The organism is Dietzia sp. IN118, assembly GCF_032905965.1.
Classification (GTDB): domain Bacteria; phylum Actinomycetota; class Actinomycetes; order Mycobacteriales; family Mycobacteriaceae; genus Dietzia; species Dietzia kunjamensis.
This window is the reverse complement of sequence record NZ_JAUMSR010000001.1, coordinates 3223828-3242453: the sequence shown is the minus strand read 5'-3', so window position 1 is coordinate 3242453 and position 18626 is coordinate 3223828. Positions and strand designations below refer to the sequence as shown.

The window sequence follows — 18626 nt, the reverse complement described above, 5'->3', positions numbered from 1 at the left end:
GTAGACAATAGTGAGCGAGGATTCCGCCGTCACGGACCGTCATGTCGAACGACGTGGTCGTGCCCGGAACGAGAACCCGTTCGACACCTGTCTGTAATGTCCGACGAGAGGCTCCGGACGTGAGCCTCGGTCGGAAGGACACGGGATGATGGCACGAACGCGCGGTGGGGGCGCCGACACCGTCCGGTCGGACGAGAACGGCCTCATCGCGGTCCTCGCCTTCGGCGGCGTCGTCATGTCCCTCAGCCAGACGCTGGTCATCCCGCTGCTGGGCATGCTGCCGGCGATTCTCAACACCTCCGCGGTCAACGCCTCCTGGGTCGTCACCATCACGCTGCTCGCCGGAGCGGTGGCCGGTCCGCTCATGGGACGACTGGGAGACCTCTATCCGAAGAAGTACGTGCTCATCGGTTGCACGGCGGTCATGGTCGTCGGCTCGGTGCTGTGCGCACTGGCCACCTCGCTGTGGCCGATGCTCATCGGGCGCGCCCTGCAGGGCGTGGGAATCGGTGTGATCCCGATCGGCATCGCCACGATGCGCGAGATCCTCCCGGCGCGTCGACTCGCACCGGCGATCAGTCTGATGAGCTCCTCGCTCGGAGTGGGAGGGGCGCTCGGGCTCCCGGCGGCGGCCGCCCTGGCGCAATACGGTTCGTGGCAGTGGATGTTCTGGGGGTCCGGGGCCCTGGGCGTGGCGATCATCGTGATGATGACGGTGCGTCTCCGGACGCTGCCGGCCGCCAAACCGGACGGCACGCTCGACGTCGTCGGCGCGGTGGGGCTCGCGATCGCTCTCATCTCGCTGCTGCTCGCGGTGTCCAAGGGCGCCGACTGGTGCTGGGGCTCCCCGTTGACCCTCGGCTTGCTGGCCCTCACCGCGGTGTCGCTGCCCGGATGGGCACTGTGGGTCCTTCGGCACCCGTCACCCATCGTGGACCTGCGGGTTGCCGCCCGTCGCCCCGTCCTGATGACCAACATCGCCTCGGTGACCATCGGCATGGGCCTCTATGCGCAGCTGCTGATCATGCCCCAGATTCTCCAGCTCCCGGTCGAGACCGGGCACGGGTTGGGCCAGTCGATGGTGGCCATGGGGTTGTGGAGCGCGCCCGGCGGGCTGGCGATGATGGCGGTCTCCCCACTCAGCGGGCGACTCATCGGTACCCGCGGTCCCAAGACCACGCTCATCCTGGGAGCGCTGGTGGTCGCGGTCGGCTACGCGTCCGGGTTGTTCCTCATGGGATCGACCTGGGGTGTGATGACCGTCGGCATCGTGGTGAGCGGCGGTGTGGGGCTGGCCTACGGTGCGATGCCCGCGCTGATCATGGCCTCGGTGCCCACCTCCGAGATGGGCTCGGCCAACAGCGTCAACACACTCATGCGCTCCATCGGCACCACGACCTCTGCCGCGGTGCTCGGCGTGCTGCTCACCCAGATGTCCATGGACTTCGAGGGGCTGTTCGTCCCCACCGAGGCCGGATTCCGGGTCGGTCTGATGTTCGGCTGCGGCGCGACCCTCCTGGCCGCGTCGGTCGCCGCCACGATCCCGCCTCCGTGGGAGGACAGGGCCACGGCCCCAGCGGTGCCAGCGCGCGAGAGCTGAGCGGCCGGATCAGTACGCGCCGGACAGGATCCCGTCGGCCCGCGACCGGTCGATCTTGGTGGTGATGCCGCACGCCGTGCACGTGGCCGTGTACGACGACCCCAGCGGGATGATGGGGACGAAGAACAGAGAGAACGCCCGCTTGCGACGGTCGACCCGCTGTGCGGCGACGTTGCCGCAGTTCGGGCACGTGGCCCGGGCCAGCCCGAGGTTCCGGGACGAGTTCGTGAAGCCGAAGATGAAGAACATCGGCCCAGCCTGACACCGCACCGGGCCGCGCGCACCCGGTGCGGTGGAGTTCAGGCCCCGGGACCCGAGCCGTCCGCGGTCGACCGGGCGCGGGCCACGATTGCATCGGCCAGCTCTGCCGGCCGCTCGTCGGGGATCCAGTGACTGACCCCGCTCATCTCGACGAACCGGTAGTCGGCGTCCACGTGGTGGCGGGTCCGCTCGGCGCCCCCGCGGCCCAGGGCCGGGTCGCGGTCACTCCACACGAACGTGGTGGGCACACGGACCGGCGCGGTCGAGCGGGACGGTGAGGCGAAGGGCAGGGCCCGGTACCAGCCGAGTCCCCCGGGGATCGCGCCGGCGGCGACCATCTCACGCCGGTAGCGCTCGATCATCTCGGGCGTCATACCCATCCCGGCCAGGGCCTTCTCGGGCAGCGGACCGGCCGAGGTGAGCAGTCGCTCCGGCAGGAACGGCAGCTGGAAGAGCCCGATGTACCAGGATCGCAGTAGCTGGTCGGAGGCGAACATGGCCTTGAGGAAGGCGGCGGGGTGGGGCACCGACACGGCGGTGAGGCTGCGGATGCGGTCGGGGTGCGCCCCGGCGACACCCCACGCCACGGCGGCGCCCCAGTCGTGACCCACCACGTGGGCGTCGGGCAGGCCGGCGGCGTCGAGCAGGGCGAGGACGTCCCCCACCAGTTCCGACAGCCGGTACGCGCGTCGACCACGGGGGCGGGCGGACTCGCAGTACCCGCGCTGGTCCAGCGCCAGGGTGCGGTACCCGGCCGCGTGCAGGAGCGGAGACACGAGGTCCCAGCTGGAGGTGCGCTGCGGGAACCCGTGGAGCAGGACGATCGCCTCGCCGTCGGCGGGCCCGGAGTCCACCGCGCGCAGCTCCATGCCGTCGCGGGAGAACCACAGGTCCGGCCGGTGGGCATTCGGATCAGCCGCGGACATATCCCCTCCTGACCGCCCGGTCGAGAATTCCGAGCGTCGCCTTGAGCGCCGATGCGTCCAGCACCGGCAGTACTCCCGAGTCGCGCCACTTCGGGTGCGCATCGGACCAGTCGTAATAGCTGACGACCTCGGTACGCGCCCCCTCGGCGCCGTCGCCATCGCCGTTATCGCCATTGCCCAGCGGGATGAGGCGGTAGCCGTAGGTGTGGCCGATCGGGGGCGTGATGGCCCCGTCGATGGTCCAGGCGATCTCGGCGTCCGGCTCGAACCGGGTGATGATCACCGTGACGTCGTACTCGCCCATGTCGTAGTCGCCGAGGGACTCGCGGTCCATGTGGATGACGAACCGGTCGCCCTCGGCGGTGACCACCGATCCTTCGGCCGCCTGGAGCATCCCCGAGGAGTCGATCGCCACGTGGCCGTCCGGATCGCACAGTACGGCGAACACGCGGTCCGCCGGAGCCGTGATCACCCGCCGCGCCTCGAGGCGGAGACCGGCAGGACTCTCGCGGGCGGCGGCCTCACGGGTGGCGGGGTGGTCGCTCATGGCCGAGACGCTACCCGCGCACGCCGTGGGTCGGGGACCTCTCGCGATCCCCGACCCACGGTGTCCGTCTACTGCTCCGTGCCCTGCGTCAGATGCGGGCCGGGTCGGGCCGCTCCCACGCCCGGTGGGTGGCCAGCAGCGGCTTGAGTGCGGGCAGCACGCCGGCCGCTGCGTCGACCGCGACCACGCCCGGGGTGTCCGAGGTCAGTCCGAAGTCGACGTACCGGTCGATGGGCGCCAGGGTGGCGATGGCCTTCTTGTGCCGGTACATCTCGCTGATGAGCACGTCGGTCCGCGGGTGGGCGGGGAGGTCGACGACGACGAGGGCATCGAACTCGATGGACCGCTGCGTCTGATAGGTCCGCGAGATCGCGACCGTCGCATCGGGCTCGCCCTCGCCGAGCCTGCCGCCGACCGGGCCGATCACGAGCGGGACCATGTCGTCGCCGAACACGGCCTGCTCGAGTTCCTTGACCGCGCCGACGTCGGAGTTCTCCGTGACGAGGATGCCGATCTGGCGCCCGTCGGACGGCCACTCCTTGCCGATCTGGGACAGGGCCGGGCTGGTGACGACCTCGGCCACGGGCACCTTCGCGGGCGCGGGCAGTCCCAGCCCCGACGCGACGGTGACGGCCAGGTCATGGTCGATGTGCGCGAGCTGCTCGACCTGCCGGATCTTGATGGCCTCCTCGTAGCACTTGCCCAGCTCGAAGGTGTACGCCTCGGCGACGTGCGCCTTCTCCACCTCGGTGAGGCTGGTGTAGAACAGCGTCGCCTGCGAGTAGTGATCGTCGAACGTCGCCGGGGCGTCGCGGACGACCTGCGCGTCGGCGATCTGCTGCGCCACCTCCACCAGCGCACCGTCGGTGGTGCCCGCCATGAACGGGCATCCCCCGTCGAGGCTGTTGGGCTGGTACGGCGCCACGCCCACGTGGTCCGCGGACTGGTGGAACCCGTCGCGGAGCATGTCGTTGACGGGCGCGTGCGGCCGGTTGATGGGGATCTGGCCGAAGTTCGGACCGCCCAGACGCGTGAGCTGGGTGTCGAGGTAGGAGAACAGTCGGCCCTGCAGTAGCGGGTCGTTGGTGACGTCGATGCCCGGCACGAGGTGGCCCGGGTGGAACGCGACCTGCTCGGTCTCCGCGAAGAAGTTCTTGACGTTGGCGTTGAGCGTCATCGTGCCGATCACCTGCACCGGTGCGAGCTCCTCGGGGACGATCTTGGTCGGGTCGAGCAGGTCGATGCCGTGGAACATCTCGCTGACGCCGTTCTCGTCGACCGTGTCCGGGAAGACCTGGATGCCCAGGTCCCAGCTCGGGAACGCGCCGGACTCGATCGCGTCGGCAAGGTCGCGGCGGTGGAAGTCCGGGTCCATGCCGGCGGTGATCTGGGCTTCCTCCCACACCTGCGAGTGGACGCCCAGGTGGGGCTTCCAGTGGAACTTCACCAGGCTCGTCTCGCCGGCGTCATTGATGAGCCGGAACGTGTGGACGCCGAAGCCCTCCATCATCCGGTACGAGCGCGGGATTCCGCGGTCGGACATGTTCCACAGGGTGTGGTGCTGCGCCTCGGTGTGCAGGGAGACGAAGTCCCAGAAGGTGTCGTGCGCGCTCTGGGCCTGCGGGATCTCGCGGTCCGGGTGCGGCTTGGCGGCGTGGACGACGTCGGGGAACTTGATGGCGTCCTGGATGAAGAACACCGGGATGTTGTTGCCGACCAGGTCCCAGGTGCCCTCGTCGGTGTAGAACTTGGTCGCGAATCCGCGGGTGTCGCGGACGGTGTCGGCGGAGCCGCGGTTACCGAGCACGGTGGAGAAGCGGACGAAGACCTCGGTCTCCTTGCCCTCGGCGAAGACCCCGGCCTTGCAGACGCTCGCTGCGGCGCCGTTGGCCACGAACGTCCCGTGCGCACCGGCCCCGCGGGCGTGGACCGCGCGCTCCGGGATGCGCTCGTGGTCGAAGTGCATGATCTTCTCGCGTAGGTGGTGGTCCTGAAGCAGGACCGGGCCGCGACGACCGGCCTTCTGCGAGTGATCGGTGTCGGACAGGCGCGCGCCCTGGGCGGTGGTGAGGAACTGGCCCTGCTGACGCATGACCTCCTCGCGAGCGGTGACCGAGCCGGGCGGCTCCGCGCCGGTCGGGCCGTGCGGGGTCGCGCCCTTCTGGTCGGCCTTCGGCGGCAGCGGGCTGGTGGGCTCGGTGGGCTCGGCGACGGTCGGCGGTCGCGATCCCGGCGTACCGGGGACGACGTCGGCGCTGCCGGCCAGGTCGTCGGCGAACTGTTCGGCCTTGTCGACGAGCTTCTCGGCCGCGGATCGGGCGGCAGACTTGGAGTCGGACTTCTTGTCGGGCATCGGCACTCCTTCGGGATGAGAATCGTTCTGGGTGCACTGGCTTTTCCAGCCGTGCCGGCGATTCTGCTCCTCTGGCGGAGGTCCGCAACCTGTCGCGCGACCACGCGGGGCGACGTAAACTTCGCGCCTCCGGGGCCGGCGGCCGTCGTGGTTCCGGTGACCGTCGGGTCAGCCCGTCCCTGGTGCGAGGGCGCCGGTCAGGAAATGCGACGCCCGGGCACTGTTGAGCGTGATGTCGTAGTCCGGCGACTCACGCCAGTAGCGGATCACCGAGATGTAGGTGGAGCCGACCATCTGGGCGAGGAAGCGCAGTGGCAGGTCCTCGCGCACCTCCCCGGCGGCCACTCCCGGGGTCAGAAGTCGCACCAGGGTAGAGGTCAGCTGCTCGGTGCGGGCGGCGCTGACGGCGGGGACGGCGAGTTCACGCTCGAGCTCGCCGGTCAGCGACGCGAAGTAGACCGGCGCGGCGGCGGCGGTGGCGGCGACGTCCGCGAACAAGCGATCGAGCCGACCGGCGGTGGTCAGCGGCTCGGACAGCAGGTCGTCGACAAGGAGTCCGAGTATGGCCACGTGGGCGTCGTGGAGAGCGATGACGATGCCGTGCTTGTTCCGGAAGTAGTTGAAGAACGTCGCGCGGGAGACGCCGGCCGCCTCGGCGATCTCCTCCGCCGTGGTCTCGGCGACCCCGCGTTCGGCGAAGAGCTGACGGGCGGCCTGCAGCAGGCTCGTGCGGACCGCGTGCTTGTTGTGCGCGCGCCGAGAGGAGTCGGGCGGCGGTTCGGACCGACAGCATCACCTCGACCACCGACCTCGACGAGGTCCGGGCCCGACTGGAGACGTGGCTGGCCGAGCGGGTGGGCAGCACGGGACCGGTCCGCGTGACGTCGATCCGGCGCCCCGAGAGCTCGGGCATGTCGAGCATCTCCGTGCTGCTCGACGCCGAGTGGACCGCGGACGGGCGTGACGAGCGCGCGGCGTTGGTGGCCCGACTCGCGCCGGAGGCCTCCTCGTTCCCGGTGTTCCCCGACTACGACCTGGCCGGGCAGGCCGCCGTGATGCGCGCCGTCCGCGAGCGGACCGACCTGCCGGTGCCCGACGTCCGCTGGGTCGAGGACTCGCCCGAGATCCTGGGCGTGCCCTTCCTGGTGATGGACCGTGTCTCCGGCCGGGTCCCCGTCGACAACCCGCCGTACGTGTTCGGCGGCTGGGTGGTGGAGGAGCTGGGCGAGACCGGCCGGGCGCGGGTGCGCGAGGTGAGCGTGGACGTCCTGGCCCGGGTTCACGGCACACCGGACCCACGGACCGCGCTCGGGGATGCCGCGCCGGCCGCCGGCGTCGACAGTCTTCGGGCACACGTGGAGAACGAGCGCGCCTACTACGAGTGGACCCAGTGGGAGGACGGTCTCCGGATCCCGGTCCCGGAGAGGGCGTTCGACTGGATCGAGGAGAACTGGCCCACCGAGCTGTCGCCGGACGTGCTCTGCTGGGGCGACGCCAGGATCGGCAACATCATGTTCGACGGGGTCGAGCCCGCCGCCGTGCTCGACTGGGAGTCGGCCACGCTCGCGACGCCGGAGCTCGACCTGGGGTGGTTCCTGTTCTTCCCCGACATGTTCCAGGAGATCGCCGAGCAGTGGGACTTCCCCGGCCTAACTGATCTGTTCCCCCACGGGGCCGTGGTCGCCCGATACGAGGAGCTCACCGGGTCACCGGTTCGCGAGTTGGAGTTCTTCCGCACCTACGCCGCCCTGCGCCACGGCATCGTGATGTCGCAGATCGAGCGCCGACGCGTCCACTTCGGCGAGGTCGAGGCGCACGAGAACCCGGACGAGGACGTCCTGCACCACGCCATGCTCGCGCGGATGATCGCCGACTGACACCCGGTACGAACCGCCCCACTCCACCGCCCCAGAAACCTAAGGAGAGTCCATGACGATCAAGCCCGCGCCCCTCGACGAGTACCCGGTCCACCAGTCCCCGCTGTCGATGGCGCAGGTCGCCACGAGTGACCGCAATTTCTACGACCGCTACTACTTCAACGCCCATGACCGGACCGGGGACGTCTATCTCGTCACCGGCCTGGGCGTGTACCCGAATCTCGGCGTGATCGACGCCTTCGCCACCGTCCGGCAGGGCGATCGACAGCGCTCGGTCCGCTTCTCCGATGCCAGCGACGAGCGGTCCCTCGACTCGATCGTGGGTGGGTACCGGGTCGAGGTGATCGAGCCGCTGCGAACCGTCCGCCTGCTCTGCGAGCACGAGGACCTCTCGTTCGACCTCTCCTGGCACGGCTCGTTCGAGGCGGTCCTCGAGGAGCGGCACATGCTGCTCGACGGGCCCCGACCGATTCTCGATGCCACGCGCTTCGCCCAGGTGGGCAGCTGGTCCGGCACGCTCACCGTCGAGGGCACCGACTATTCGGTGGACCCGGACGTGTGGATGGGTACCCGGGACCGCTCGTGGGGCATTCGTCCCAGCGGCGACCCGGAGCCCAAGGGTCGCTCGGCCGACGAGCCGCGTGAGGGCCACTGGTGGACGTACGTCCCGCTGCGGTTCGACGACTACGCGCTCATGATCATCATGCAGGAGAGCCCGGACGGGTACCGCACCCTCAACCACGCCACCCGCACCTTTGCCGACGGCCGGATCGAACAGCTGGGCTGGCCGCGCATGGAGGTGTCCTACCGCAGCGGGACCCGGCACCCGGAGTCGGCGCGGATCCACCTCACCACGCCCAGCGGTGAACCCCTGGTGGTGGAGGTGGAGACCCTCGGCTACATCCCGCTGAGCATGGGATCCGGATACGTGGGCGACCCGGACTGGCAGCACGGCCAGTGGAAGGGGCGCGGCTGGAGCCTGTCCACGGCGTACGACTTCACGGACCCCGAGCTCCCGGCGTTCATGCCGTACCAGACCATCGATCACATCGCCCGGGCCACGTGTGACGGCGCGGAGGGCTGGGGCATGTTCGAGCACGGCGTGCTGGGCCGCCACGATCCGAGTGGCTTCGTGGGCTGGACCGACCTCGCCCCGTGATGTGACCTGAGAAGTCTTGAAAAGGCTTTAACATCGAGGTCATGACCCAGGGCTCGCCGACCGCCGCTCCCTTCGACCGGGCGCACCTGCCGTACCCGGTCGTGCTGGCGGCGGGCTGGTCGGCGTGCCTGCTGCTCATCGCGGGCGGCGGGTGGCTCGTCGGGCAGGCGGTCGGTCGGCTGTCGGTGATCATCGCGCCCCTGGCGATCGCGGTCCTGCTCGCGGCCATGCTCCGCCCGATGGTGGACCGCATCCCGGAGCGGGTCCCTCGGGCGGCCGCGGCCCTCGTCGTCGTCGTCGGGGTCCTCGCGGTCATCCTCGCCGCGCTCGCGGCGGTCACCACCCAGCTCGCGACCGGCGTACCCCGGATGCGCGACCAGATCTCGTCGGGCACCGACGCCGCCCTGCGGTGGCTCGAGGACGGCCCGCTGCACCTCACCGCGGACCGACTGCAGGAGGCCGTCGCCCAGGCCCGCACCTGGATCGAGTCGAACTCCGAGGCGGTCGCGGCCGGCGCGGTCCAGTTCGGACACACGGCCGTGGACGCCGTGGCGGGCGTGCTCATCTGCCTGGTGTCGCTGTTCTTCTTCCTCTACCACGGCGAGAAACTCTGGGAGTTCTTCGTCCGGTGGCTGCCGCGGGCGAGCCGCGAGCACGTCGACACCGCGTTCCGCCGTGGCTGGGGCAGCCTCGGCGCCTACACCCGCACGCAGCTCACCGTGGCCGCGATCAACGCCGCCGGGGTCGGCCTGGGCGCGCTGCTGCTGCGCGTGCCGTTCGTGATCCCCATCGTCGTGGTGGTGTTCCTCGCGTCGTTCGTGCCCATCGTCGGCACCCTCGTCGCCGGGGTGATCCCCACGGTCCTGGCGCTGGTCGAGCGGGGGCCGGCGATCGCGGTCGCGATGCTGGCGATCGTCGTGGTCGTCCACCAGGTCGAGTCGCACGTGCTCCAGCCACTGCTGATGGGCCACGCCGTGGCGCTGCACCCGCTGGCGGTGATCCTCGTGGTCACGGCCGGGACGTACCTGTTCGGTGTCGTGGGCGCGCTGTTCGCGGTGCCGGTCACGGCGATGGCCAACACCGTCGTGCGCCACCTCGCGGCCCGGGGCGGCGCGGACGGCGGCAGCGCGGCCCGGGGCGGCCCGGACGGCGGCGGTTCTGCCGGCGGCGGTGAGGACCTCGGGCCGGGCCTGGTGCCCGGGCGCGACGAGGTGTCCGGACCCGACAGCGCGGCTCACCCCGCCGGGGACGACGACGAGGTGCGCCTCCACGACCACGACGGCGAGACCGTTCCCGCCGAACCGGCCGCGAGGACCGGCGGCCATGCGCCGCGGTGACGGGCGGGCCGCTGTTCGGACCCCCGGCGTGGTGGTCGTGCGCTCGAGCGTCGTGCCCGCGCCCCGGGACCAGGTGTGGGCGCGGGTCGTCACGGCCGAGGGCGTCGCGGACGAGTTCGGCCCGTTGCTGACGATGCGGTTCCCCAGGTCGCTGCGGGGGGCGTCGATCGCGGACCTCCCGCTCGGTCGCCCGGCGGGGCGGGCGTGGATCCTGCTGGCGGGGATCGTCCCGGTCGAGTTCGACGACCTGGTGATCACCGGGATGGAGGCGCCGCGCTACTTCCAGGAGCGCTCGAGCCTGGGGTCGTGCCGCGTGTGGGAGCACCGCCGGGAGCTCGACGACCTGCCCGACGGCTCGACCCGGGTGACCGACACCCTGCGGGCCGAACCCCGGACGGTGCTGCCGGGACCGGTGGTGCGGATGGTGGTCGGTGCGCTGTTCCGGCATCGTCACCGGCGGCTGATCCGGAAGTTCTCGGCCCAGATGTGACACGGGGAACTGCGTGAACGTCCCCGCGGGGCGCACAATGACGGTAGGTGCTCCCTGCGACGAGATACGGCGCGGGAGGCCGTCCCCGAGGGGGAATCACTATGCAGACCGCGACACTTCACGGACGAGAGCTGGCCTACCGCGAGGCGGGTGCCGGCGAGGGCAAGCCGACGATCCTGCTCATCCACGGCATGGCCGGCAGCTCGACCACCTGGCGCGAACTCATCCCGCGCCTGGACGCCCACTTCCACGTCATCGCCCCGGACCTGCCCGGTCACGGGGAGAGTTCACTCGACTTCGACGACTACTCGCTCGGCGCGATGGCCTCCGCCCTGCGCGACCTGTTGGTGGTCAAGGGCATCAAGCGATGCACGGTCATCGGACAATCGCTCGGCGGCGGCGTCGCCATGCAGTTCGTCTACCAATACCCCGAGTACTGCGAGCGGATCGTCCTGATCGGCAGCGGCGGCCTGGGCAAGGAGGTCAACTGGATCCTCCGGATGCTGGCCGTCCCCGGCGCCGAACTCCTGCTGACGATCGGCGCGGCCCCGGTCTTCGTGAACGCCGGGAACTCGGTGGGGCGCTTCTTCTCCGGCCTGGGCATCCGGGCCGACGCGATCACCGAGTCCTGGATGTCGTACGACTCACTCAGTAGGCCCGGTCACCGCAGGACGTTCTTCAAGACGCTGCGCGCGGTCGTGGACAACAAGGGGCAGGCGGTGTCGGCGGCCAACCGGCTGCACCTGGCCGGGCAATTGCCGTTCCAGTTGATCTGGGGCGACCGCGACCCGATCATCCCCATGTCCCACGGGCACGCCACCCACGAGGCGATCCCCGGTAGTCGCCTGGCGATCGTCGAGCGGACCGGCCACTACCCGCACGTCGAGGACCCGGCGGCCGTCGAGCGGATCATCGTGGAGTTCATGACCGAGACGCAGCCGGGGCACATCGACCCCGAGACGCTGGGAGACCTCGTGGCGGCGGGGGCCCAGCCGCCGGAGCCCCAGCCGCCGGAGCACCACAGCTGACGGCCCGGGCGGGCAGAAAGGACTCGGCCCCGGCTCCCTCGAGGGGGGCCGGGGCCGAGTCGGATGGCGATGCGGTCAGCGGCTGGTCGCAGCCGCCGCGCGAGTCGCTATCAGGAGCCGAACGCGGGCAGCTCGGTGTCGTCGGCGGTCTCGTCGCCCTCGGCGTCACCGCCGGCCAGCGAGCCGAGGAGCTCGGCCGAGCCGGCATCCGCGGTCTCGTCGTCATCGCCCGGGATCTCGGCGTCGATGCCGCGGAGGATGTCGATGGCGCCGGAGATGTCACCGGAGAACGCGGCCGCGACGGCGGCGGTGGCGTTGGCCTCGCACGCCTCGCCGCTCAGGCCGGGCACCACGCCCTCGGCGGAGCCGAGGAAGTCGTAGGCGGAGATGGTGCCGCACAGCTGCGCGGCGATGTCGGAGACCTCGGCGGGGGTCTCGACCTCGTCGAACTCGCCCCCGGTCTCGGTGGTGCCGGCGTCCTGCGTCGGGTCGGCGGCCTCCTCGGCGGCGGCGAGGCCAGCACCGGCGAAGGACAGGGCGGCAGCGGAACCGATCACGGCGATGGTCTTCTTCATGGGGGTCACACCTTTCCATCGGGATCCGGGGGATCTCCCCGGCGATACGGCGGTAACCGTAACGGCCACCCCCACGGACTGGCTATGATCCGCATCACAGCGTGGCCGGCGCGGTCGGGTGGTCTGCCCACTTACGCAGCGGGAACGGCGCTCCCGCGAATTCTTCTTCATACACCCACCAGCCCCGGTTCGCGTTTGCCGGACCGGGCGAATTCGGGGAGTCTTAGCGCATGAGTGGAACCGCCGAGATCTATGACGCCGTCCTCGACCCGGGCAAGCTGGACCTGCTCCGGGCCTGGGTCCGCCACCAGGAGTGGTTCGACGGCGACCCGGATGGCCTCGAGCAGGTGACCGCCTACCGGTTCGTCGATCCCGCCGGCGAGGTCGGGATGGAGTCGTTCCTCCTCACCGACGGTGCCCGCACCTTCCACGTGCCCGTGACCTACCGCGGGTCCGAGCTCGACGACTCCGGTGACGCGCTGGTCGGCGAGATGGAGCACTCGGTGCTCGGCCGTCGCTGGGTCTATGACGCCTCGGCGGATCCGGTCTACGTCGCGGAGGTCCGCCGGGTGATCAGCCACCGCGACGCCGCGGCCGACCATCTGCAGGTCGAGGACGGCACGATCACGCCGTCGCCGGTCAACATCCGCGGTGGGGGCGACGGGATCACCCAGGGCTCCGACGCGGTTCTGCACGTCATTCGGGTCGTGTCCGAGGAGAACGACGCGGAGGCCGACCGCCCGCTCATCGGCTCGCCGGGCACGCTCAGCGCGACCTGGCAGGACGCTGACGGTTCGCACACCGCGGTCCTCGCCGTCGTCTCCTAGGGTTTCCGGCCCCGCCCCGCCCCGCCCGACACGCCCGGCCCCGCCCCCGAAACGGAACGCTCGCCCCGGCAATTGCCGGGGCGAGCGTGCACTATGTGGGGCGGGGCCGGTCGGCGGCGGGCCCTTGTGCCGTGGCGGGCGAGCGGTCAGGCGCTCTTGATGGCCGAGAGCTCGATCTCGAGCGTGACCTTCTCCGAGACCAGCACGCCGCCGGTCTCGAGCGCGGCGTTCCAGGTGAGCCCGAAGTCGCTGCGGTTGAGGGTGGTGGTGCCCTCGAAGCCCGCGCGCTGGTTACCGAACGGGTCGGTGGCGGTGCCCTCGTACTCGAACGGGATGGTCACGGACTTGGTGGTGCCCTTGATGGTGAGGTCGCCGGTCACGTCCACGCCGCCCGAGCCGTTGGCGGCGATCTTCGTGGAGGTGAACGTGATCTCCGGGTACGTCTCCATGTCGAAGAAGTCGTTGGACTTGAGGTGGCCGTCGCGATCGGCGTTGCGGGTGTCGATCGAGGAGGCGTTGATGGTGACCTGGGCGGTGGCTCCCTCGATGCCCTCGGCGGGCACGGTGACGGTGCCCGTGAAGTCGTTGAACGAGCCGCGGACCTTGGTGATCATCGCGTGGCGGGTGACGAAGCCCAGGCGGGTGTGGGTGTCGTCGAGGGTCCAGGTGCCGGTGAGGTCGGTGAGGTTGGCGGTCATGGTGGCTCCTTCGGGTGGGGTTGCCCGGCCGGCGGGGCCGAGCAGTTAACTGTTGTGTCACCCAATATAGGCCGACCTCTATGACATGTCAACAACCCTGGGGAAGTCTCCCGTGGAACCGTGCGCCGACATCGCCGACGCACGTGTCGCCGCAGGTCAGCCCACGTGCCTCTCGAGGAAGTGCAGCGCGTGCTCGACGGCCCGGTCGTGGCACGGCCGGCCGGCGAAGAGGTCGAAGTGGTCGCCCGGGTAGTGCCGGACCTCGGCGCGCGCGGCGAAGGCGGCCGCGGCGGAGGCGTGCGGTGGGGCACTGCGGTCGAGGTCGGCGATCTGGACCAGCACGGGGACGACGACGAGGTCTTCCGCGTGCCGGCCGGGCCGGAACGAGCCCAGCTCGGTGCCGATGGAGGCGCCCACCTCGTTGCGCCAGGTCGGCCCGGCGACGGAGGTGTAGGCCTCCTCGTACCCGTCAAGGGACAGTAGCGCGCTCGAGCCGGGCGGGCCGACGAGGGGGAGCAGCGGTTCGGGGCGTCCCGTCGCCGCCACGGCCTTGGCGGCGATCGCGGTCCCCGTCGCCCGCAGGAGCGAGGCGGGCGTGTGCTGGCGGGCCGCGGCCAGTGCGGCGGCCCGCCCGTCGACCAGGGGGATCATGGAGATGACGGCCGCGATGTCGTCGCGGCCCCGGGCCACCTCCAGGACGTGACCGCCCGCGAGGGAGCAGCCCCACAGCACGATGCGCGTCGGGTCGACGCCGGGTTGGGCGGCCGCGGCGGCGATGGCGGCCCGGTAGTCGTCCTGCTGGCGGGCGGGGGAGACGACCTGGCGGGGCTGACCGTCGGAGCGCCCGAAGCCGCGGTAATCGAAGACGAGCGCGGCGTACCCGGCGGCCGCGAACGCCTCCGCGAACGGCATGAGGCCGGAGTCCGCGGTACCGCCCAGCCCGTGGGCCAGCACCACGCAGGGGCTGCCCGCCTCGCTGGCCCGGGCGGCGTCACCGGCGCTCTCCGCCCCGCCGGCGGCGGGCAGGAACCAGCCGCGACACTCGGCGGCGTCCGGCCCCGATCCGGACCGGAAGACGATGTCGACGGGGCTGGTCATCCGGTTCTCCCTGGGTCTGCCGCGGCGTCCACCGCGGGGTCGGGTCGGCCGTACACCGAGCGGACCCACATGTCGGTGGCGACGGTGAGCAGCGGCTCGCGGGGGCCGTCGGTGTCGTAGGCCAGCTGCTCGAGCACGGTCTCGTTGATGTGGATCAGCCCCAGGGCGAGTGCCTCGGGATCCACGCCGTCCGGCGCCCGACCGGCCGTGCGCTCGGTGCGCAGGAACTCGGCGATCGGGGCGGCCAGCGTCCGGCGGCCCTCGTTCCACAGCGCCCGGGTCTGTTCGTGCTTGCTGCGGGCGGTGAGCAGGGCCCGGTAGATGTGGGCGTTCTCCAACACGCGGTCGGTCAGCTTCTCGAGGGCCCCGGCCACGCGCGTGCGGAAGTCTCCCTCGCCGCCCACGATCGTCTCGACCGCCGCGCGGGCCTCGTCCTGGACCGCGGCCAGCAGGACGCCCACGGCGGCGGCCTTGGAGTCGAAGTAGAAGTAGAACGCGGACCTGGTGATCCCCGCGGACACGGTGAGGTCGGCCACCGAGATGTCGTCCAGGGCCGTGGTGCGCAGCCGGTCGTCGAGCGCGGCGAGCAGGGCCTCGCGGCGCCGGTCGCCGCGCGGGGAGGTGGTCGCCGAGGGGGCGGCCGGCGTCATGCCGTCACCCGGTCACGCAGGGCGGCGCCGCGCTCGCGGGCGCGCTCGAGGCCGTGGGGGATCTCCCGGGTGCGCAGGTCGCGTTCGTAGAGGAAGTAGTCGACCTGCTGCTGGTGGCGGGGTGTGTCGAGCATGTGGCCGATGTACTTCTTCTCGTCCTCCACGATCACCCGCTCCATCTCCGCCACCGGCGGGGTGCGGTACAGCCCGGCCGCCCACGCCGCCACCAGCCGGGCCTGCGCCTCGACGAACGGGAACAGGGTCGGGGTGGACTGGGCGAAGCCGACAAAGGCGAGGTCCTCGATGCCCGGGGTGAACATCCGCTTGTAGAGCGGGACGTGGTTGTGGGCGTCGGCGCTGAGGAAGTCCCGGTCGAAGAACGGGAACGTGGTGTTGTACCCGGTGGCCTGGATGATCACGTCGAACTCGCCGCTGGTGCCGTCCTCGAAGTGCACCGTCCGGCCGTCCAGTCGGGCGATGTCCCCCTTGGCGACGACGTCCCCGGACCCCAGCCGCAGCGGCAGTTCGACGGACTGCGTGGGGTGGGCCTCGAAGAACTTGTGGTTGGGGGTCGGCAGGCCGTACTCCTCCGGCCGGCCGGCCGACATCGGCTGCATCGCCTGGATGGCCTTGCGCTGCCACGAGTACGGGATGTACGGGAAGGTCGCGAAGTACTTGTCGGCCGGCTTGCCGGCGATGTACTTGGGCACGATCCACGCACCCGACCGGGTGGACAGCGTCACCTCGTTGCGCATGACCTTGGACGACAGCTCCACCACGATGTCCGCGGCGCTGTTGCCGAGGCCCACCACGAGGATCTTCTTGTCCATGAGGTGCAGCGGATCCCACGGGTCGACGTAGGCGTGGGAGTGGATCATCTCCCCGGTGAACTCGCCGGGGAAGTCGGCGAAGCGCGGGTCCCAGTGGTGCCCGTTGCCCACCACGAGCCCGTCGAAGCGGAGCGTCTCGGTCTCGCCGGCCCCGCCCGTGCCGCCGGCCCCGGCCTGTGCGGCCGACCCGGTGCGCGACGTGGTCAGTTCCCACCCGCCGTCCGGCAGGCGCTCGGCATGGTCGACCCGCGTCTCGAACTCGATGGCCGGCAGCAGGCCGAACGCCTCGGCGTAGTCGTCTAGGTACTGCTTGATCTGGCTGTGGTGGGGGAAGTCCGGGAACTCCTCCGGCATCGGGAAGTCCCGGAAGCTCAGCTGGTGCTTGGACGTGTCGATGTGCAGCGAACGGTAGGCACTCGAGCTGCCGTTGGGGTTGTCGAACGCCCAGTTCCCGCCGATCCGGTCCGACGCCTCGAAGCACACCGCGTCAGTCCCGTAGTCGCGGAGCATCTTCAGCGTCGTCAGGCCGCTGATGCCCGCGCCGATCACGGCGATTGTGCAGGTCGATGTCATGCGAACCCCTTCGGCGGATCTCTCGGCGAGGCAGACTCGCCGACAAGAGAGCTATGGCGCAGATCACACTATGGCCCGTGTTGACGGTCGTCAACAGCTTCCTCCGGCCCGGCGGACCACCCCGCCGAGGCCGGTCGTCAACCCTACTGGAGACCCCGTGGACACGGATCGCACACGCGTCCCCACCACTGACCGCGAGAGTTCCTCGGACGGTTCCGATCTGGCCGAACGCGGCCGGTTCGCCGTCGTCGTGGGCGGGGCGTCGGGGATCGGGTGGGCCACCGCCCGCGCTCTCGCCGCCGGGGGGTGGCAGGTCACGATCGGGGACCTCGACGCCGAGTCGGCCGCCGCCCGCGCCGCCGAGCTCGGCCCGGCGCACCGGGCGTGCGCCGTCGACGTGACCGACGAGGCGTCGGTCGAGGCGCTGTTCGCGGGGACCGCCCCGGACCTGGTGGTCACGACCGCCGGCGTCAGCACGCTGGGCCTGGTGACGGACCACGACACCGCCGAGTTCCGCCGGGTCGTCGACGTGTGTCTGACCGGCGCGTTCCTGGTGTTCAAGCACAGCGGCCGGGCGGTCCGGGACGGCGGGTCGATGGTCGCGATCGCCTCGCTCATCGCGCGGCAGCCCGGCCGGGGGATGGCGGCCTACTGTGCCGCCAAGGCGGGCCTGGTGATGCTCGCCCAGGTCGCGGCCCTCGAGCTGGGCGAGCGGGGGGTGCGGGTCAACAGCGTCTCGCCGGGCTTCCTCGTCACCCCGCTCACCGAGCCCGTCCTGCAGATCCCCGGCCTGGCCGAGGAGTACGCCGAGAACTCCGCGATCGCCCACCGGGGGACCGCGGAGGACGTCGCCCGCGCCGTGCTCCACCTCGCCGAGGCGGACTGGATGGCGGGGGAGGACCTGGCGATCGACGGTGGCGCCCAGCTGCGCCGCTACCCGGATGTGCTCGGACTGGCGACCAGGGCGTTCGCGTGACCGCGCCCAGGTCGGTGAGCGCCCTCCATGGCCCGCGGCTGGCCGGGCCGTCGGCCGTCGTCACCGGCGGCGGGTCCGGGATCGGCGCGGCTCTCTGCCGTGCCCTCGTGGCGGCCGGCGCGCACGTGGTGGTGGCGGACATCGACCTCGCCGCCGCGCGTCGGGTCGCCGAGGAGGTGACGACGACGAGGTCCGGCCCCGGCGCCGGGTCGACAGGGGCGGGGAGTGCCGAGCCGGCGCACCTCGACGTCACCGATGCCGCAGCGGTGGCCGCCCTCGTCGAGGAGGTGGTCTCCACCCGGGGCGGGCTGGACCTGATGTTCGCCAACGCCGGCATCACCTGGGGTGGCGACACCGACAAGCTGACCCTGGAGCAGTGGAACGCGATCATCGACGTCAACGTCCGTGGGGTGGTTCACTGCGTGCACGCCGCGTACCCGCACATGATCGACCGCGGGGCCGGCGCGATCGTGCTCACCGCGTCGATGGGCGGGTTGTGCCCGGCGGGGCTCATCACCAACTACGCGATGACCAAGCACGCGGTCGTCGGGCTCGGACTGTCGCTGCGCGCCGAGGCCGCCGGTCACGGGGTCGGCGTGACCGTGGTGTGCCCGGCGGCCGTGGACACCGCGATCCTCGACAAGGGTGAACTCGACGGCTTCGGCGGTCGGCATTTCTACCTCGACGGCCAGGGGGTGCGTCGGCCGCTGGACCCCGACCGGCTGGCGGCGAGCGTGCTCGACGGTGTCGCCCGCAATCGTGCTCTCGTGATCGAGCCCGCCCGCGCCCGGGCGGCACACCCCGCCTTGTAGATGACGGAT

19 protein-coding genes and 1 pseudogene are annotated in these 18626 nt (G+C 71.2%); 9 read left to right on the top strand and 11 right to left on the bottom strand.

Annotation, left to right across the window (positions count from 1 at the left end):
- Window positions 1-145 precede the first annotated feature (145 nt).
- A complete protein-coding gene (locus Q2K20_RS15465) occupies window positions 146-1600 on the top strand; it encodes an MFS transporter (protein WP_159148247.1) in 1455 nt (484 codons plus the stop codon).
- A gap of 9 nt (window positions 1601-1609) precedes the next feature.
- Here Q2K20_RS15465 and Q2K20_RS15460 read toward each other — a convergent pair whose 3' ends face one another.
- The 6 genes and pseudogenes from Q2K20_RS15460 to Q2K20_RS15435 all read right to left on the bottom strand — a co-directional run.
- Entirely contained in the window at window positions 1610-1849 is a 240-nt protein-coding gene (locus Q2K20_RS15460; RefSeq protein ID WP_063973118.1) for a zinc-ribbon domain-containing protein, read from the bottom strand.
- A gap of 50 nt (window positions 1850-1899) precedes the next feature.
- Window positions 1900-2787 (bottom strand): alpha/beta fold hydrolase, encoded by an 888-nt coding sequence (locus Q2K20_RS15455; protein WP_007626536.1) that lies wholly within the window; start codon window positions 2785-2787, stop codon window positions 1900-1902.
- Complete coding sequence (locus Q2K20_RS15450) at window positions 2774-3334, bottom strand: hypothetical protein (RefSeq protein WP_063973117.1); 561 nt, start codon at window positions 3332-3334, stop codon at window positions 2774-2776. Before Q2K20_RS15450 ends, Q2K20_RS15455 begins: the two co-directional genes overlap by 14 nt.
- 88 nt (window positions 3335-3422) lie before the next feature.
- Window positions 3423-5687 (bottom strand): catalase, encoded by a 2265-nt coding sequence (locus Q2K20_RS15445; protein ID WP_007626538.1) that lies wholly within the window; start codon window positions 5685-5687, stop codon window positions 3423-3425.
- A gap of 168 nt (window positions 5688-5855) precedes the next feature.
- Window positions 5856-6257, bottom strand: coding sequence for a hypothetical protein (locus tag Q2K20_RS15440; protein WP_007626539.1), 402 nt, complete (start codon window positions 6255-6257; stop codon window positions 5856-5858).
- 24 nt (window positions 6258-6281) lie between these two features.
- Window positions 6282-6407 (bottom strand): annotated as a pseudogene (locus Q2K20_RS15435) (helix-turn-helix domain-containing protein); the annotation flags it as partial.
- Between the two features lie 191 nt (window positions 6408-6598).
- On the opposite strand from Q2K20_RS15435, the gene Q2K20_RS15430 reads away from it, so the two are divergent.
- From Q2K20_RS15430 to Q2K20_RS15410, 5 genes are all read left to right on the top strand, one after another.
- Window positions 6599-7564: a phosphotransferase family protein gene (locus Q2K20_RS15430; protein ID WP_253701989.1), complete on the top strand. Its 966-nt coding sequence runs from the start codon at window positions 6599-6601 to the stop codon at window positions 7562-7564.
- Window positions 7565-7616: 52 nt separating this feature from the next.
- A complete protein-coding gene (locus tag Q2K20_RS15425; RefSeq protein ID WP_067715474.1) occupies window positions 7617-8723 on the top strand; it encodes a hypothetical protein in 1107 nt (368 codons plus the stop codon).
- A gap of 41 nt (window positions 8724-8764) precedes the next feature.
- Window positions 8765-10060 (top strand): AI-2E family transporter, encoded by a 1296-nt coding sequence (locus Q2K20_RS15420; protein WP_096906326.1) that lies wholly within the window; start codon window positions 8765-8767, stop codon window positions 10058-10060.
- On the top strand, window positions 10047-10550 hold the full coding sequence (locus Q2K20_RS15415; protein WP_007633852.1) for a hypothetical protein: 504 nt from the start codon (window positions 10047-10049) through the stop codon (window positions 10548-10550). The genes Q2K20_RS15420 and Q2K20_RS15415 overlap by 14 nt, the downstream gene beginning before the upstream one ends.
- 101 nt (window positions 10551-10651) lie before the next feature.
- Window positions 10652-11578 (top strand): alpha/beta fold hydrolase, encoded by a 927-nt coding sequence (locus Q2K20_RS15410; RefSeq protein ID WP_096906325.1) that lies wholly within the window; start codon window positions 10652-10654, stop codon window positions 11576-11578.
- Window positions 11579-11688: 110 nt separating this feature from the next.
- Here Q2K20_RS15410 and Q2K20_RS15405 read toward each other — a convergent pair whose 3' ends face one another.
- Window positions 11689-12153 (bottom strand): hypothetical protein, encoded by a 465-nt coding sequence (locus Q2K20_RS15405; RefSeq protein WP_283467992.1) that lies wholly within the window; start codon window positions 12151-12153, stop codon window positions 11689-11691.
- 230 nt (window positions 12154-12383) lie between these two features.
- Here Q2K20_RS15405 and Q2K20_RS15400 point away from each other — a divergent pair, with 230 nt between their 5' ends.
- Complete coding sequence (locus Q2K20_RS15400) at window positions 12384-12980, top strand: maltokinase N-terminal cap-like domain-containing protein (protein WP_268099018.1); 597 nt, start codon at window positions 12384-12386, stop codon at window positions 12978-12980.
- Between the two features lie 146 nt (window positions 12981-13126).
- Here the strand turns inward: Q2K20_RS15400 and Q2K20_RS15395 are convergent, their stop codons facing one another.
- The 4 genes from Q2K20_RS15395 to Q2K20_RS15380 form a co-directional block, all read right to left on the bottom strand.
- Window positions 13127-13678, bottom strand: a complete 552-nt coding sequence (locus Q2K20_RS15395) for a YceI family protein (RefSeq protein ID WP_283467995.1) — start codon at window positions 13676-13678, stop codon at window positions 13127-13129.
- Window positions 13679-13834: 156 nt separating this feature from the next.
- Window positions 13835-14776, bottom strand: coding sequence for an alpha/beta hydrolase (locus Q2K20_RS15390; protein WP_283467997.1), 942 nt, complete (start codon window positions 14774-14776; stop codon window positions 13835-13837).
- Window positions 14773-15426, bottom strand: a complete 654-nt coding sequence (locus Q2K20_RS15385) for a TetR/AcrR family transcriptional regulator (RefSeq protein WP_283468000.1) — start codon at window positions 15424-15426, stop codon at window positions 14773-14775. The genes Q2K20_RS15390 and Q2K20_RS15385 overlap by 4 nt, the downstream gene beginning before the upstream one ends.
- On the bottom strand, window positions 15423-16829 hold the full coding sequence (locus Q2K20_RS15380; RefSeq protein WP_069388999.1) for a flavin-containing monooxygenase: 1407 nt from the start codon (window positions 16827-16829) through the stop codon (window positions 15423-15425). The genes Q2K20_RS15385 and Q2K20_RS15380 overlap by 4 nt, the downstream gene beginning before the upstream one ends.
- Window positions 16830-17049: 220 nt before the next feature.
- On the opposite strand from Q2K20_RS15380, the gene Q2K20_RS15375 reads away from it, so the two are divergent.
- Both Q2K20_RS15375 and Q2K20_RS15370 read left to right on the top strand, forming a co-directional pair.
- Entirely contained in the window at window positions 17050-17805 is a 756-nt protein-coding gene (locus tag Q2K20_RS15375; RefSeq protein ID WP_227022133.1) for an SDR family NAD(P)-dependent oxidoreductase, read from the top strand.
- A complete protein-coding gene (locus Q2K20_RS15370) occupies window positions 17802-18617 on the top strand; it encodes an SDR family NAD(P)-dependent oxidoreductase (protein WP_317176925.1) in 816 nt (271 codons plus the stop codon). The genes Q2K20_RS15375 and Q2K20_RS15370 overlap by 4 nt, the downstream gene beginning before the upstream one ends.
- Window positions 18618-18626 lie beyond the last annotated feature (9 nt).